Source organism: Enterobacter sp. FW301-JW81, from assembly GCF_058788735.1.
In genome coordinates, this window is record NZ_JBYTBA010000005.1 from 446633 (window position 1) to 462849 (window position 16217).

General features: G+C 53.5%; 15 protein-coding genes and 1 tRNA gene. All 16 read left to right on the forward strand.

What is annotated here, in order from left to right; genetic code table 11:
* Nucleotides 1–153: 153 nt before the first annotated feature.
* The 16 genes from sucA (at nt 154) to AC3WOK_RS17920 (ending at nt 16217) form a co-directional block, all read left to right on the forward strand.
* Complete coding sequence (gene sucA, locus AC3WOK_RS17845) at nt 154–2961, forward strand: 2-oxoglutarate dehydrogenase E1 component (protein WP_059310950.1); 2808 nt, start codon at nt 154–156, stop codon at nt 2959–2961.
* A gap of 14 nt (nt 2962–2975) precedes the next feature.
* Nucleotides 2976–4196: a 2-oxoglutarate dehydrogenase complex dihydrolipoyllysine-residue succinyltransferase gene (odhB, locus tag AC3WOK_RS17850; RefSeq protein WP_047347068.1), complete on the forward strand. Its 1221-nt coding sequence runs from the start codon at nt 2976–2978 to the stop codon at nt 4194–4196.
* A gap of 96 nt (nt 4197–4292) precedes the next feature.
* On the forward strand, nt 4293–5459 hold the full coding sequence (sucC, locus tag AC3WOK_RS17855) for an ADP-forming succinate--CoA ligase subunit beta (protein WP_047347067.1): 1167 nt from the start codon (nt 4293–4295) through the stop codon (nt 5457–5459).
* On the forward strand, nt 5459–6328 hold the full coding sequence (sucD, locus tag AC3WOK_RS17860) for a succinate--CoA ligase subunit alpha (RefSeq protein WP_008501094.1): 870 nt from the start codon (nt 5459–5461) through the stop codon (nt 6326–6328). The genes sucC and sucD overlap by 1 nt, the downstream gene beginning before the upstream one ends.
* Nucleotides 6329–7058: 730 nt before the next feature.
* Nucleotides 7059–8627, forward strand: a complete 1569-nt coding sequence (gene cydA, locus AC3WOK_RS17865) for a cytochrome ubiquinol oxidase subunit I (RefSeq protein WP_063429972.1) — start codon at nt 7059–7061, stop codon at nt 8625–8627.
* A gap of 15 nt (nt 8628–8642) precedes the next feature.
* Nucleotides 8643–9782 (forward strand): cytochrome d ubiquinol oxidase subunit II, encoded by a 1140-nt coding sequence (gene cydB, locus AC3WOK_RS17870; RefSeq protein WP_492354897.1) that lies wholly within the window; start codon nt 8643–8645, stop codon nt 9780–9782.
* A 14-nt stretch (nt 9783–9796) separates the two neighbouring features.
* Nucleotides 9797–9910 (forward strand): cytochrome bd-I oxidase subunit CydX, encoded by a 114-nt coding sequence (gene cydX, locus AC3WOK_RS17875; protein WP_003858598.1) that lies wholly within the window; start codon nt 9797–9799, stop codon nt 9908–9910.
* Entirely contained in the window at nt 9910–10200 is a 291-nt protein-coding gene (ybgE, locus tag AC3WOK_RS17880; RefSeq protein ID WP_059310948.1) for a cyd operon protein YbgE, read from the forward strand. Before cydX ends, ybgE begins: the two co-directional genes overlap by 1 nt.
* 148 nt (nt 10201–10348) lie before the next feature.
* Nucleotides 10349–10753, forward strand: coding sequence for a tol-pal system-associated acyl-CoA thioesterase (gene ybgC, locus AC3WOK_RS17885; protein WP_003858593.1), 405 nt, complete (start codon nt 10349–10351; stop codon nt 10751–10753).
* The gene (tolQ, locus tag AC3WOK_RS17890) at nt 10750–11442 is read left to right on the forward strand and encodes a Tol-Pal system protein TolQ (protein WP_008501101.1); all 693 of its coding nucleotides are present in this window, start codon (nt 10750–10752) and stop codon (nt 11440–11442) included. The genes ybgC and tolQ overlap by 4 nt, the downstream gene beginning before the upstream one ends.
* A gap of 3 nt (nt 11443–11445) precedes the next feature.
* Entirely contained in the window at nt 11446–11874 is a 429-nt protein-coding gene (gene tolR, locus AC3WOK_RS17895; RefSeq protein ID WP_003858589.1) for a colicin uptake protein TolR, read from the forward strand.
* A gap of 28 nt (nt 11875–11902) precedes the next feature.
* The gene (gene tolA, locus AC3WOK_RS17900) at nt 11903–13192 is read left to right on the forward strand and encodes a cell envelope integrity protein TolA (RefSeq protein WP_492354898.1); all 1290 of its coding nucleotides are present in this window, start codon (nt 11903–11905) and stop codon (nt 13190–13192) included.
* A 134-nt stretch (nt 13193–13326) separates the two neighbouring features.
* Nucleotides 13327–14619 (forward strand): Tol-Pal system beta propeller repeat protein TolB, encoded by a 1293-nt coding sequence (tolB, locus tag AC3WOK_RS17905; protein ID WP_059310946.1) that lies wholly within the window; start codon nt 13327–13329, stop codon nt 14617–14619.
* A gap of 35 nt (nt 14620–14654) precedes the next feature.
* A complete protein-coding gene (pal, locus tag AC3WOK_RS17910) occupies nt 14655–15176 on the forward strand; it encodes a peptidoglycan-associated lipoprotein Pal (protein ID WP_003858578.1) in 522 nt (173 codons plus the stop codon).
* Between the two features lie 9 nt (nt 15177–15185).
* Nucleotides 15186–15980 carry a cell division protein CpoB gene (gene cpoB, locus AC3WOK_RS17915; RefSeq protein ID WP_047347062.1) on the forward strand — a complete coding sequence of 265 codons (795 nt, stop codon included), beginning with the start codon at nt 15186–15188 and terminating at the stop codon, nt 15978–15980.
* A gap of 161 nt (nt 15981–16141) precedes the next feature.
* Nucleotides 16142–16217 (forward strand) — tRNA-Lys (locus AC3WOK_RS17920).

Below are 16217 nucleotides of genomic sequence, written 5' to 3' on the forward strand. Positions count from 1 at the left end.
GGGTCGGGGTGAGGGGAAACCCTTAAGACAGTTTCTAAAGGTTCCTTCGCGGGCCAAATGAAAAGAGCTCGCAGGTGAACCCCGGCACGTACACGGTGTGTGCGTGGTAGTTTCTACGGCGAAAGTAAGCATAAAAATGCTTAAGGGATCACGATGCAGAACGGCGCAATGAAAGCCTGGCTGGACTCTTCTTACCTCTCTGGTGCCAACCAGAGCTGGATAGAACAGCTCTATGAAGACTTCTTAACCGATCCTGACTCAGTGGACGCAAACTGGCGTTCCATGTTCCAGCAGTTGCCTGGTACGGGAGTCAAACCGGATCAATTCCATTCCAAAACACGTGATTATTTCCGTCGTCTGGCGAAGGATGCCTCACGTTACTCTTCTGCGATTTCCGACCCTGACACCAATGCGAAGCAGGTTAAAGTCCTGCAGCTTATCAACGCTTATCGCTTCCGCGGTCACCAGCATGCGAATCTCGATCCGCTGGGACTGTGGAAACAAGACCGTGTGGCCGATCTCGATCCGGCGTATCACGATCTGACCGAGGCCGATTTCCAGGAAAGCTTTAACGTAGGTTCCTTTGCCATCGGCAAAGACACGATGAAGCTGGGCGATCTGATTGACGCGCTCAAGCAAACCTACTGCGGCTCCATCGGCGCGGAATACATGCACATTACCTCTACCGAAGAGAAACGCTGGATCCAGCAGCGTATCGAATCCGTAGCGGGCCACGCGAACTTCTCGGCTGACGAGAAAAAACGCTTCCTGAACGAACTGACCGCAGCGGAAGGGCTTGAGCGTTATCTCGGCGCGAAATTCCCGGGCGCAAAACGCTTCTCGCTGGAAGGCGGCGATGCGCTGGTGCCGATGCTGAAAGAGCTGATTCGTCATGCAGGCAAGAGCGGTACCCGTGAAGTGGTACTGGGCATGGCGCACCGTGGTCGTCTGAACGTACTGGTCAACGTGCTGGGTAAAAAACCGCAGGACCTGTTCGACGAATTCGCGGGCAAACATAAAGAACATCTCGGCACCGGTGACGTGAAGTACCACATGGGCTTCTCGTCGGATATCGAAACCGAAGGCGGTCTGGTTCACCTGGCGCTGGCATTTAACCCGTCGCACCTGGAAATCGTCAGCCCGGTGGTTATCGGTTCCGTGCGCGCGCGTCTGGATCGTCTGGACGAGCCGAGCAGCAACAAAGTGCTGCCAATCACCATCCACGGTGATGCGGCGGTAACAGGGCAGGGCGTGGTTCAGGAAACCCTGAACATGTCGAAAGCGCGTGGTTATGAAGTGGGCGGTACCGTTCGCATTGTGATCAACAACCAGGTGGGCTTTACCACCTCTAACCCGCTTGATGCGCGTTCTACTCCGTACTGCACCGACATCGGTAAGATGGTTCAGGCGCCGATCTTCCACGTTAACGCGGACGATCCGGAAGCCGTTGCTTTCGTGACCCGTCTGGCGCTGGACTTCCGTAATACTTTTAAACGCGATGTGTTTATCGATCTGTTCTGCTACCGCCGTCACGGCCACAACGAAGCGGATGAGCCAAGTGCAACCCAGCCGTTGATGTATCAGAAAATCAAAAAACACCCGACGCCGCGCAAAATCTATGCTGACAAGCTGGAAAGCGACAAAGTGACGACGCTGGAAGATGCGACCGAAATGGTCAACCTCTACCGCGACGCGCTGGATGCGGGTGAATGCGTGGTGAAAGAGCTGCGCCCGATGAACATGCACTCCTTTACCTGGTCGCCGTACCTCAACCACGAGTGGGATGAGAGCTACCCGAACAAGGTTGAGATGAAGCGCCTGCAGGAGCTGGCTAAACGCATCAGCACCGTACCGGACGCTATCGAGATGCAGTCTCGCGTGGCGAAGATCTACGCTGACCGTCAGTCCATGGCGGCAGGCGAGAAGCTGTTCGACTGGGGCGGCGCGGAAACGCTGGCTTACGCAACGCTGGTTGACGAAGGCATTCCTGTTCGTCTGTCCGGTGAAGATGCGGGCCGCGGCACCTTCTTCCACCGTCACGCGGTTGTTCATAACCAGTCCAACGGTTCAACCTACACCCCGCTGCAGCACGTGCACAACGGTCAGGGCCAGTTCAAGGTCTGGGACTCCGTGCTGTCTGAAGAAGCGGTGCTGGCATTCGAATACGGTTACGCCACTGCGGAACCACGCACCCTGACCATCTGGGAAGCGCAGTTCGGCGACTTCGCCAACGGCGCGCAGGTGGTTATCGACCAGTTCATCTCCTCCGGCGAGCAGAAGTGGGGCCGTATGTGTGGTCTGGTAATGCTGCTGCCGCACGGTTATGAAGGCCAGGGTCCGGAGCACTCCTCCGCGCGTCTGGAACGTTATCTGCAGCTCTGCGCTGAGCAGAATATGCAGGTCTGCGTGCCGTCCACCCCGGCTCAGGTGTACCACATGCTGCGTCGTCAGGCGCTGCGCGGTATGCGTCGTCCGCTGGTGGTGATGTCGCCGAAATCCCTGCTGCGTCATCCGCTGGCGGTCTCCAGCCTGGATGAACTGGCCAACGGTACCTTCCTGCCAGCTATCGGTGAGATTGACGAGCTGGATCCGAAGGGCGTTAAGCGTGTCGTAATGTGTTCTGGTAAGGTTTATTACGACCTGCTGGAACAGCGCCGCAAGAACGATCAGAAAGATGTCGCCATTGTGCGTATCGAACAGCTTTATCCATTCCCGCATCAGGCGATGCAGGAAGTGCTGAAACAATATGCTCACGTACATGATTTTGTCTGGTGCCAGGAAGAGCCGCTTAACCAGGGCGCATGGTACTGCAGCCAGCATCATTTCCGTGAAGTGATTCCATTTGGGTCTGCCCTGCGTTACGCAGGTCGCCCGGCCTCCGCCTCTCCGGCGGTAGGGTATATGTCCGTTCACCAGAAGCAGCAACAAGATCTGGTCAATGACGCGCTGAACGTCGATTAATTAAAGGATACATAATGAGTAGCGTAGATATTCTTGTTCCCGACCTGCCTGAGTCTGTAGCAGATGCGACCGTCGCCACCTGGCACAAAAAACCAGGCGACGCCGTTAAGCGCGATGAAGTGCTGGTAGAAATCGAAACTGACAAAGTGGTACTGGAAGTACCGGCATCGGCGGATGGCATTCTGGATGCAGTCCTGGAAGATGAAGGCACGACCGTGACCTCTCGTCAGATCCTGGGTCGCCTGCGCGAAGGCAACAGCGCGGGCAAAGAGTCCAGCGCGAAATCTGAAGAGAAAGCCTCTACGCCGGCTCAGCGCCAGCAGGCTTCCCTGGAAGAACAATCTAACGACGCGCTCAGCCCGGCGATCCGTCGCCTGCTGGCTGAACACAGCCTTGATCCGGCAGCCATCAAGGGCACCGGTGTGGGTGGTCGTCTGACCCGCGAAGACATCGACAAACACCTGGCGAAAGCGCCTGCTCAGGCAGAAGCGAAAGCCCCTGCGGCGGCACCGGCAGCACAGCCTGCTCTGGGCGCCCGCAGCGAAAAACGTGTGCCAATGACTCGCCTGCGTAAGCGTGTGGCCGAGCGTCTGCTGGAAGCGAAAAACTCCACCGCGATGCTGACCACCTTTAACGAAGTGAACATGAAGCCAATCATGGACCTGCGTAAGCAGTACGGTGACGCCTTCGAAAAACGTCACGGTATCCGTCTGGGCTTTATGTCCTTCTACGTGAAAGCGGTTGTTGAAGCGCTGAAACGCTACCCGGAAGTGAACGCGTCTATCGATGGCGATGACGTGGTTTACCACAACTATTTCGACGTCAGCATGGCGGTTTCTACTCCACGTGGCCTGGTAACCCCGGTTCTGCGCGATGTCGATACCCTGGGTATGGCTGATATCGAGAAAAATATCAAAGAGCTGGCTGTTAAAGGCCGCGACGGCAAGCTGACCGTAGACGACCTGACCGGCGGTAACTTCACCATTACCAACGGCGGCGTATTTGGTTCACTGATGTCTACCCCGATCATTAACCCGCCGCAGAGCGCGATCCTGGGTATGCATGCCATTAAAGATCGCCCTATGGCGGTTGACGGTAAAGTTGAGATCCTGCCAATGATGTACCTGGCGCTCTCTTACGACCACCGCCTGATTGACGGCCGCGAGTCCGTGGGCTTCCTGGTAGCCATTAAAGAGCTGCTGGAAGATCCAACGCGTCTGCTGCTGGACGTCTAGTTTCTTTTAGCATCACCTGCCCTGTAGACCGGCGCAAAGACCGCGCCGGTCTACAGGTTTGAAGATAACGATTACCCTGAAGGATGGATAGAACACATGAACTTACATGAATATCAGGCCAAACAGCTGTTTGCCCGGTATGGCTTACCGGCTCCGGTGGGTTATGCCTGTACTACCCCGCGTGAAGCAGAAGAAGCTGCATCTAAAATCGGTGCCGGCCCTTGGGTAGTTAAATGTCAGGTTCACGCTGGTGGCCGTGGTAAAGCGGGCGGTGTGAAGGTTGTTAAGAGCAAAGAAGAGATCCGCGCTTTTGCTGAACATTGGCTCGGCAAACGTCTGGTGACCTATCAGACGGATGCGAACGGCCAGCCGGTTAACCAGATCCTGGTGGAAGCGGCAACCGACATCGCGAAAGAACTGTACCTCGGCGCGGTCGTTGACCGTAGCTCCCGTCGCGTAGTGTTCATGGCGTCTACCGAAGGCGGCGTGGAAATTGAAAAAGTGGCGGAAGAGACCCCGCACCTGATCCACAAAGTGGCTATCGATCCGCTGGCAGGCCCAATGCCTTACCAGGGTCGCGAGCTGGCGTTCAAGCTGGGTCTGGAAGGCAAGCTGGTTCAGCAGTTCACCAAGATCTTCATGGGTCTGGCAAACATCTTCCTGGAGCGCGATCTGGCGCTGATCGAGATTAACCCGCTGGTGATCACCACCCAGGGCGACCTGATCTGCCTCGACGGCAAACTGGGCGCTGACGGCAACGCACTGTTCCGCCAGTCCGATCTGCGCGAAATGCGCGACCAGTCACAGGAAGACCCACGTGAAGCGCAGGCTGCACAGTGGGAACTCAACTATGTTGCGCTGGATGGCAACATCGGCTGCATGGTTAACGGCGCGGGCCTGGCAATGGGCACCATGGACATCGTTAAGCTGCACGGCGGTGAGCCAGCGAACTTCCTCGACGTAGGCGGTGGCGCAACCAAAGAGCGCGTAACCGAAGCGTTCAAAATCATCCTCTCTGACGACAACGTAAAAGCTGTTCTGGTGAACATCTTTGGCGGCATCGTACGTTGCGACCTGATTGCTGACGGTATCATCGGTGCGGTAGAAGAAGTGGGCGTTAACGTTCCGGTTGTCGTACGTCTGGAAGGTAACAACGCTGAACTCGGCGCGAAAAAACTGGCTGACAGCGGCCTGAATATTATTGCAGCGAAAAGTCTGACGGATGCAGCTCAGCAGGTTGTTGCCGCAGTGGAGGGGAAATAATGTCAGTTTTAATTAATAAAGATACCAAGGTTATCTGCCAGGGCTTCACCGGTAGCCAGGGGACTTTCCACTCCGAACAGGCAATTGCCTACGGTACGCAGATGGTTGGCGGCGTTACGCCAGGTAAAGGCGGCACCACGCACCTGGGCCTGCCGGTGTTTAACACCGTGCGTGAAGCCGTAGAAGCGACGGGCGCAACCGCGACTGTTATCTACGTTCCGGCACCGTTCTGCAAAGACTCCATTCTGGAAGCGATCGACGCGGGTATCAAACTGATCATCACCATCACTGAAGGCATCCCGACGCTGGATATGCTGACCGTGAAAGTGAAGCTGGACGAAGCGGGCGTGCGTATGATCGGCCCGAACTGCCCAGGCGTTATCACCCCGGGCGAATGCAAAATCGGCATCATGCCGGGTCACATTCACAAGCCGGGCAAAGTGGGCATCGTTTCCCGCTCCGGTACGCTGACCTATGAAGCGGTTAAGCAGACTACCGATTACGGTTTCGGCCAGTCCACCTGTGTGGGCATCGGCGGTGACCCGATCCCTGGCTCTAACTTCATCGACATCCTGAAGCTGTTCCAGGAAGATCCGCAGACCGAAGCGATCGTCATGATCGGTGAGATCGGTGGTAGCGCTGAAGAAGAAGCGGCTGCTTACATCAAAGAACACGTGACCAAGCCTGTAGTCGGTTACATCGCGGGCGTGACTGCACCGAAAGGTAAACGTATGGGTCACGCAGGCGCAATCATCGCCGGCGGTAAAGGTACGGCTGATGAGAAATTCGCAGCGCTGGAAGCCGCAGGCGTGAAAACCGTTCGCAGCCTGGCGGATATCGGCGAAGCACTGAAATCCATCATTAAGTAAGTCCTCTCTGCTCCCCGCAAGGGGGGCGTTGCAGTATAAAAATGTCCGTTTCGACATGGTTGGCCGCTGAAAAAGCGGCCTTTTTTTTACGTGCCGGGCATCATGAAATAGTCACAAATTGGTGTTAATTAGTAAGAGCCAAAAGGTAAAATTATTGTTATTTATTTTACTTAAAGCGAACAGATGGAAAAAAACGTAAAACGCACTAAAATTTATGTCCTGAATAAATCAGCCATGCCGTACTGCTGAGTTAATAGAAATCACTTCTGTTTATATTAAGCACTCTATTCGATAACCTTGCCTGTATTTTATATACATATCTTTAACATGGTTTTTACTATGTTCACCACATCAAAACACAATTAACATAACCGATTGTTTTTGATTTAAATCAATGTTTAATGTTTGGAAAAACGCACCAAAAGGCGCTAAATTGTCCCCGATCAAAATGGCCGAAAAGTGGTAATTTTGCTATAAATTGATCGCCGTCGAAAAACGTAAATATGATTCAATAAAAACCTGTTTATTGTAAGGGTTTTGCAGCGTATTATATTTGCGGGATCAATTTGAATTTTTTATTAACGTATTTGTAACCTCACGTCATCGTTTTTATCCTCCTTCAGGGTAATAACGACGACAAGGATGCGAATAATTTGTATTGGGGCATGCGTGTGAATCTCTCTGACGGGGTTCACTCTCGGAGTCTTCATGCGATGAGCAAGGAGTCATGATGTTAGATATAGTCGAACTGTCGCGCTTACAGTTTGCCTTGACCGCGATGTACCACTTCCTGTTTGTGCCACTGACGCTCGGTATGGCGTTCCTGCTGGCCATCATGGAAACGGTATACGTTCTCTCCGGCAAACAGATTTATAAAGATATGACCAAGTTCTGGGGCAAGTTGTTTGGTATCAACTTTGCACTGGGCGTGGCAACCGGTCTGACCATGGAGTTCCAGTTCGGGACTAACTGGTCTTACTATTCTCACTATGTAGGGGATATCTTCGGTGCGCCGCTGGCCATTGAAGGTCTGATGGCCTTCTTCCTCGAATCCACCTTTGTAGGTCTGTTCTTCTTCGGCTGGGACCGTCTGGGTAAAGTCCAGCATATGGCAGTGACCTGGCTGGTTGCATTAGGTTCGAACCTGTCCGCGCTGTGGATCCTGGTTGCGAACGGCTGGATGCAGAACCCAATCGCGTCTGATTTCAACTTCGAAACCATGCGTATGGAGATGGTCAGCTTTGCTGAGCTGGTCCTGAACCCGGTTGCACAGGTTAAATTCGTTCACACCGTAGCTTCTGGCTATGTGTGCGGCGCGATGTTTGTACTGGGCATCAGCTCTTACTACATGCTGCGTGGTCGTGACTTCGCGTTCGCTAAGCGTTCCTTTGCTATCGCTGCAAGCTTTGGTATGGCTGCAATCCTCTCTGTTATCGTTCTGGGTGATGAATCCGGTTACGAAATGGGTGACGTGCAGAAAACCAAACTGGCCGCCATCGAAGCCGAATGGGAAACGCAACCGGCACCTGCTGCCTTTACGCTGTTCGGTGTTCCCGATCAGGACGCGCAGGAAAACCGCTTCGCAATTCAGATCCCATACGCGCTGGGTATCATCGCAACCCGTTCTGTTGATAAGCAGGTGACGGGTCTGAAAGAGCTGATGGTTCAGCACGAAGAGCGTATCCGTAACGGTATGAAGGCCTACTCGCTGCTGGAACAGCTGCGTGCCGGTTCTACCGACCAGGCTGTTCGCGACCAGTTCAACACCGTGAAGAAAGATCTGGGTTACGGTCTGCTGCTGAAACGTTATACCCCGAACGTTTCTGATGCGACGGAAGCACAGATCCAGATGGCCACCAAAGACTCCATTCCGCGCGTTGCGCCACTGTACTTTGCATTCCGTATCATGGTGGGCTGCGGCATCATCATGCTGCTGATCATTGCGGCGTCCTTCTGGTCCGTGATTCGTAACCGCATCGGCGAGAAAAAATGGCTGCTGCGCACCGCGCTGTACGGTATTCCACTGCCGTGGATCGCGATCGAATCCGGCTGGTTTGTTGCGGAGTATGGCCGTCAGCCATGGGCGATTGGTGAGGTGCTGCCAACGGCGGTAGCGAACTCCTCCCTGACAGCAGGCGACCTGATCTTCTCCATGCTGCTGATTTGTGGTCTGTACACCCTGTTCCTGGTGGCTGAACTGTTCCTGATGTTCAAGTTCGCGCGCCTTGGCCCAAGCAGCCTGAAAACCGGTCGCTATCACTACGAGCAGTCCACTGTGACTACTCAGCCGGCACGCTAAGACAGGAGTCATCAAATGATCGATTATGAAGTATTGCGTTTTATCTGGTGGCTGTTGGTCGGCGTTCTGCTGATCGGTTTTGCCGTCACGGATGGTTTCGACATGGGGGTGGGGATGCTCACCCGCTTCCTCGGTCGTAATGACACCGAGCGTCGAATCATGATTAACTCCATCGCCCCGCACTGGGACGGTAACCAGGTGTGGCTGATCACCGCAGGCGGCGCGCTGTTCGCTGCCTGGCCGATGGTCTACGCGGCTGCGTTCTCCGGTTTCTATGTGGCGATGATTCTGGTGCTGGCCTCTTTATTCTTCCGTCCGGTCGGTTTCGACTACCGTTCCAAGATTGAAGACACCCGCTGGCGCAACATGTGGGACTGGGGCATCTTCATCGGTAGCTTCGTTCCACCGCTGGTGATCGGCGTGGCGTTCGGTAACCTGCTGCAGGGCGTACCGTTCCACCTGGACGAATATATGCGTCTTTACTACACCGGTAACTTCTTCCAGCTGCTGAACCCGTTTGGTCTGCTGGCCGGTGTTGTGAGCGTGGCGATGATCATCACTCAGGGCGCAACCTATCTGCAGATGCGTACTGTGGGTGAACTGCACCTGCGTTCTCGCGTAACGGCTCAGGTTGCTGCGCTGGTTACGCTGGTCTGCTTCGCCCTGGCCGGTGTGTGGGTGGTGTACGGCATTGATGGTTACGTAGTGACGTCTGCTATCAACCACACTGCGCCGTCTAATCCGCTGACCAAAGAAGTGGCGCGTCAGGCGGGTGCATGGCTGGTGAACTTCAACACGACGCCAGTGCTGTGGGCTATTCCTGCTCTGGGCGTGTTGCTGCCGCTGCTGACCGTGCTGACGTCTCGTCTGGAGAAAGGCGCTCTGGCGTTCGTGTTCTCTTCCCTGACGCTGGCATGCATCATCCTGACGGCGGGTATCGCAATGTTCCCATTCGTCATGCCATCCAGCACCATGCTGAATGCTAGCCTGACTATGTGGGATGCGACCTCCAGCCATATGACGCTGAACCTGATGACGTATGTTGCTTGCGTGTTCGTTCCGATTGTTCTGGCCTACACCATCTGGTGTTACTGGAAAATGTTCGGTCGTATCACTAAAGAACATATCGAAAGCAACACCCACTCTATGTACTAAGTTAGGAGCTGAATATGTGGTATTTCGCATGGATTTTAGGGACGCTTCTTGCCTGTGCATTTGGTGTCATCACTGCCCTGGCGCTTGAGCACGTGGAAGCGACCAAAGCGGGTGAAGAAAAACACTAATGAATACTATCGCGAAACTTTACGCGGTAATGGATAAGCGCCCGTTACGGGCGCTTTCTTTAGTGATGGCATTACTGCTGGCAGGTTGTATCTTCTGGGACCCTTCGCGCTTTGCAGCGAAAACCAGCGAGCTTGAAATCTGGCACGGCTTCCTCATTATGTGGGCGGTGTGCGCAGGTGTGATCCACGGCGTGGGCTTTCGTCCGAAAGCCGTTCACTGGCAGGGGATTTTTTGCCCGCTCATTGCCGATCTGGTGCTTCTCGCCGGTTTGATTTTCTTCTTCTTCTGAATAAGAAATGTCCGTTAACGTTATGGGCTTACCCGAGCCCATAAAAATTTACTCTCCGTTTACTTTCTCCCATTCCAAACCATCATTCCCGCGCGTATAGTAGCGAAGTTTAAAAGCTCTAACTTTTGTTGCATTACTGGGATGTAAAGTGAATACAACGCTGTTTCGATGGCCGGTTCGTGTCTATTACGAAGATACCGATGCCGGTGGTGTGGTTTACCACGCCAGCTACGTTGCTTTTTATGAACGGGCACGCACAGAGATGCTGCGCCATCATCACTTTAGTCAACAGGTGCTGTTGGCTGAGCGAGTTGCCTTCGTGGTACGCAAGATGACGCTTGAGTATTTTGCGCCTGCCAGACTCGACGATATGCTCGAAGTCCAAACTGAAATTACATCAATGCGCGGGACCTCACTGGTTTTCACGCAGCGGATAGTCAACGCAGAGAACACCGTACTGAACTCAGCTGAAGTACTGATTGTTTGTGTTGATCCAACCATAATGAAGCCTCGTGCGCTTCCTAAGTCTATTGTCGCGGAGTTTAAGCAGTGACTGACATGAATATCCTTGATTTGTTCCTGAAGGCAAGCCTTCTGGTTAAACTTATCATGTTGATTTTGATTGGTTTTTCAATCGCATCCTGGGCCATCATCATCCAGAGAACGCGTATCCTCAATGCCGCTGGCCGTGAAGCTGAAGCGTTTGAAGATAAGTTCTGGTCGGGTATTGAGCTTTCTCGTCTGTACCAGGAAAGCCAGGGACGCCGTGAAAACCTTACTGGCTCCGAACAAATTTTCTATAGCGGCTTCAAAGAGTTCGCCCGCCTGCATCGCGCAAACAATCATGCGCCGGAAGCGGTCGTGGAAGGTGCGTCGCGTGCGATGCGTATCTCGATGAACCGTGAGCTGGAAAACCTTGAAACGCATATTCCTTTCCTCGGTACGGTAGGTTCCATCAGCCCGTATATCGGTCTGTTTGGTACCGTTTGGGGGATCATGCACGCCTTTATCGCGCTTGGCGCGGTGAAGCAGGCGACGTTGCAGATGGTTGCCCCGGGTATTGCAGAAGCACTGATTGCGACCGCTATCGGTCTGTTTGCCGCAATCCCGGCGGTTATGGCTTATAACCGTCTGAATCAGCGCGTGAACAAACTGGAACTGAACTACGACAACTTTATGGAAGAGTTCACTGCGATTCTGCACCGTCAGGCGTTTACCAGCACCGAGAGCAACAAGGGGTAAACCATGGCCAGATCGCGTGGACGAGGTCGTCGCGAGCTCAAGTCCGAAATCAATATCGTTCCACTGCTGGATGTGCTGTTGGTACTGCTGCTGATCTTTATGGCGACAGCGCCAATCATTACCCAGAGTGTGGAAGTGGATCTGCCGGATGCGACAGAATCACAGGCGGTAAGCACCAATGACGATCCTCCGGTTATCATTGAGGTTTCCGGCGTAGGGCAATACAGCGTAGTGGTAGAAAAAGATCGTATGGATCAGCTTCCACCCGAGCAGGTTATTGCTGAAGCGCAGCGTCGCCTGGAGTCAAATCCGAAAACGGTCTTCTTAATCGGTGGCGCGAAAGACGTACCATACGATGAAATTATTAAAGCGCTGAACTTGCTACATAGTGCGGGTGTTAAGTCAGTTGGCTTAATGACTCAACCTATTTGATCATCCGCGTAGTTTTTGGGAACCGATAGTGTCAAAGGCAACCGAACAGAACGACAAGCTTAAGCGAGCGATAATCGTCTCCGCAGTGCTGCACGTTATTCTCTTTGCAGCGCTGATCTGGAGTTCGTTCGACGAGCATATTGATGCATCAGCCGGCGGCGGTGGAGGGTCTTCCATTGATGCCGTGATGGTGGATCCCGGTGCGGTAGTACAGAACTATAATCGCCAACAACAGCAGAAGGCGAGTGCAAAACGGGCTGAAGAGCAGCGTGAAAAACAGTCGCAACAGCAAGCGGAAGAACTGCGTGAAAAGCAGGCCGCCGAGCAGGAACGTCTGAAGCAGCTTGAGAAAGAACGTTTGCAGGCGCAGGAAGCCGCGAAAGAGCAGGCAGAACAGCAGAAACAAGCCGAAGAGGCCGCGAAGAAAGCACAGGAACAGCAAAAGCAGGCGGAAGAGGCGGCAGCAAAAGCCGCAGCGGACGCCAAAGCGCAGGCTGATGCCCAGGCAAAATTAGCGGCCGAAGCGGCGAAGAAAGCGGCTGCTGATGCTCAGAAGCAAGCTGAAGCGGAAGCCGCGAAAAAAGCCGCTGCTGATGCCCAGAAGAAAGCCGAAGCGGAAGCCGCGAAGAAAGCGGCTGCTGATGCTCAGAAGAAAGCCGAAGCGAAAGCCGCTGCTGACGCTCAGAAGAAAGCTGAAGCAGAAGCCGCGAAGAAAGCCGCTCAGGAAGCAGAGAAGAAAGCTGCTGCCGAGGCTGCGAAGAAAGCGGCTGCTGCTGAGAAAGCTGCGGCAGAAAAAGCGGCAGCAGCCGAAAAAGCCGCTGCCGATAAAAAAGCTGCAGCTGAGAAGGCCGCTGCCGATAAGAAAGCCGCGGCTGAAAAAGCCGCTGCGAAAAAGGCTGCTGCCGCTGAAAAAGCCGCCGCTGCTGCCGGTGTTGACGATCTGTTGGGCGACCTGAGTTCAGGTAAGAATGCGCCGAAAACTGGCGGTGGGGCGAAAGGAAACAACGCAGCGCCGACAGGAAGTGGTAACACTAAGAGTAACGGTGCGACAGGGGCTGAAATCAATGGTTATGCCGCGCAGATTAAATCGGCTATTGAAAGTCGGTTCTATGATGCGTCTTCTTATACCGGTAAAACGTGTACGTTGCGTATAAAGTTGGCTCCGGACGGCATGCTGCTTGATATTAAGTCTGAAGGTGGCGATCCCGCTTTATGTACTGCGGCACTGGCTGCAGCGCGTCAGGCGAAGATGCCTAAACCGCCGTCTCAGGCAGTCTACGAAGTCTTCAAAAATGCACCGCTGGACTTCAAACCTTAAGTTACATTTTCCCCGTGCAAACGGGGAAAAATAGACCAGGTTTAGTCACAGGGTTCGGGTAGTTTTGTCTATTTGAGTTTGTTAACATTCTGCTAAATTATCGTGGGTAAGGTTACCCGGATAAGGGAGATATGATGAAGCAGGCATTACGTGTAGCATTTGGTTTTTTAATGCTGTGGGCAGCAGTACTGCACGCAGAAGTACGTATCGAGATCACCCAGGGGGTGGACTCGGCACGCCCAATCGGTGTAGTTCCGTTCCAGTGGGCCGGTCCTGGCGCTGCACCTGAAGATGCCGGTGGCATCGTGGCGGCTGACCTGCGTAACAGCGGTAAATTTAACCCGTTAGATCGTTCTCGCCTGCCTCAGCAGCCGGGTAGCGCGCAGGAAGTCCAGCCTGCGGCATGGTCAGCACTGGGTATTGATGCCGTGGTTGTGGGTCAGGTTACCCCTAACCCGGACGGTTCTTACAACGTGGCCTGGCAGCTGGTTGATACCGGCGGCGCACCAGGTACCGTTCTGGCACAGAACTCTTACAAGGTCACTAAACAGTACCTGCGCTATGCGGCACACGCCGCCAGCGATGGGGTATTCGAAAAACTGACCGGCATCAAAGGTGCATTCCGTACACGTATTGCTTATGTGGTCCAGACCAACGGTGGTCAGTTCCCGTATGAGCTGCGCGTATCTGATTACGACGGCTACAATCAGTTCCTGGTGAAACGTTCTTCCCAACCTCTGATGTCTCCAGCCTGGTCTCCGGATGGCTCTAAACTGGCCTACGTAACCTTCGAAAGCGGACGTTCTGCGCTGGTTATCCAGACGCTGGCTAACGGTGCTGTTCGTCAGGTGGCGTCGTTCCCTCGTCACAACGGTGCGCCTTCGTTCTCACCGGACGGGTCGAAACTGGCCTTTGCGCTGTCTAAAACCGGTAGCCTGAACCTGTACGTGATGGACATTGGCTCTGGCCAGATCCGTCAGGTGACCGATGGTCGTAGCAACAACACCGAACCATCATGGTTCCCGGACAGTCAAAACCTGGCATTTACCTCTGACCAGGCAGGCCGTCCACAAATCTATAAAGTGAACATTAACGGCGGTGCTCCGCAGCGTATTTCCTGGGAAGGTTCTCAGAACCAGAACTCAGACGTGAGCAGCGACGGTAAATTTATGGTAATGGTGAGCTCCAACGGTGGGCAGCAGCACATTGCCAAACAAGATCTGGTAGCGGGTGGCGTTCAAGTTCTGTCGTCAACGTTCCTGGATGAAACGCCAAGTCTGGCACCTAACGGCACTATGGTAATCTACAGCTCTTCTCAGGGGATGGGATCTGTGCTGAATCTGGTTTCTACAGATGGGCGTTTCAAAGCGCGTATTCCGGCAACTGATGGACAGGTAAAATCACCTGCCTGGTCGCCGTATCTGTAAATAATAATTAATTGATTACTAAAGGAATCATAGAAATGCAACTGAACAAAGTGCTGAAGGGGCTGATGATCGCTCTGCCTGTAATGGCAATCGCAGCGTGTTCTTCTAACAAGAACGCCAGCAATGACCAGAGCGGCGAAGGCATGATGGGTGCCGGCACCGGTATGGACGCGAACGGCAATGGCAACATGTCTTCTGAAGAGCAAGCGCGTCTTCAGATGCAGCAGCTGCAGCAGAACAACATCGTTTACTTCGATCTGGATAAATACGACATCCGTTCTGACTTCGCTGCGATGCTGGACGCTCACGCTAACTTCCTGCGTAGCAACCCATCTTACAAAGTCACCGTAGAAGGTCACGCGGACGAACGTGGTACTCCAGAGTACAACATCTCCCTGGGTGAACGTCGTGCTAACGCTGTTAAAATGTACCTGCAGGGTAAAGGCGTTTCTGCTGACCAGATCTCCATCGTTTCTTACGGTAAAGAAAAACCTGCAGTACTGGGTCACGACGAAGCGGCTTACTCCAAAAACCGTCGTGCCGTACTGGTTTACTAAGAGAATTGCATGAGCAGTAACTTCAGACATCATCTGTTGAGTCTGTCGTTACTGGTTGGAATAGCGGCCCCCTGGGCCGCTTTTGCTCAGGCACCAATCAGTAGTGTCGGCTCAGGCTCGGTAGAAGACCGGGTCACTCAACTCGAGCGTATTTCTAACGCTCACAGCCAGCTTTTAACCCAGCTCCAGCAACAACTTTCTGATAACCAAAGCGATATTGACTCTCTCCGCGGTCAGATTCAGGAAAGCCAGTATCAGCTTAACCAGGTTGTGGAACGTCAAAAGCAAATCTTGTTGCAGATAGATAGCCTGAGCAGCGGTGGTGGTGCAGCACAAGCACAGCCAGCAGCGGGCGATCAGAGCGGTGCGGCGACATCTGCACCGGCAGCGGATGCGTCTGCTTCAACAGGCGCGCCTGTACAGAGCGGTGACGCGAATACGGATTATAACGCTGCCATTGCCCTGGTGCAGGATCAATCTCGTCAGGATGAGGCGCTTGCTGCGTTTCAGAGCTTCGTTAAGAAATACCCTGATTCCACTTATCAGCCAAATGCGAATTACTGGCTCGGTCAGCTGAATTACAACAAGGGTAAAAAGGACGATGCGGCATTTTATTTTGCCTCCGTGGTGAAAAACTACCCGAAATCGCCAAAAGCGCCTGATGCGATGTACAAAGTGGGCGTTATCATGCAGGACAAAGGCGACACTGCGAAAGCCAAAGCGGTTTATCAGCAGGTGGTTGCAAAATTCCCGGGTACCGAAGGTGCTAAGCAGGCGCAAAAACGTCTGAATTCGATGGGATGATTATCGCATGACCAGAAATCGCGTTATTTCTGGTCGTGCAGCATGATTACTAAGCAGTTAAGTGATCTTCATCGAAATTTTTGTTGCGCTGAATTCTTAAATCAGTAATATATGCCGCCGTTGCCACGGGATATCAAACAACGTGAAAACAGCGTAAAAGTGGGTCGTTAGCTCAGTTGGTAGAGCAGTTGACTTTTAATCAATTGGTCGCAGGTTCGAATCCTGCACGACCCACCA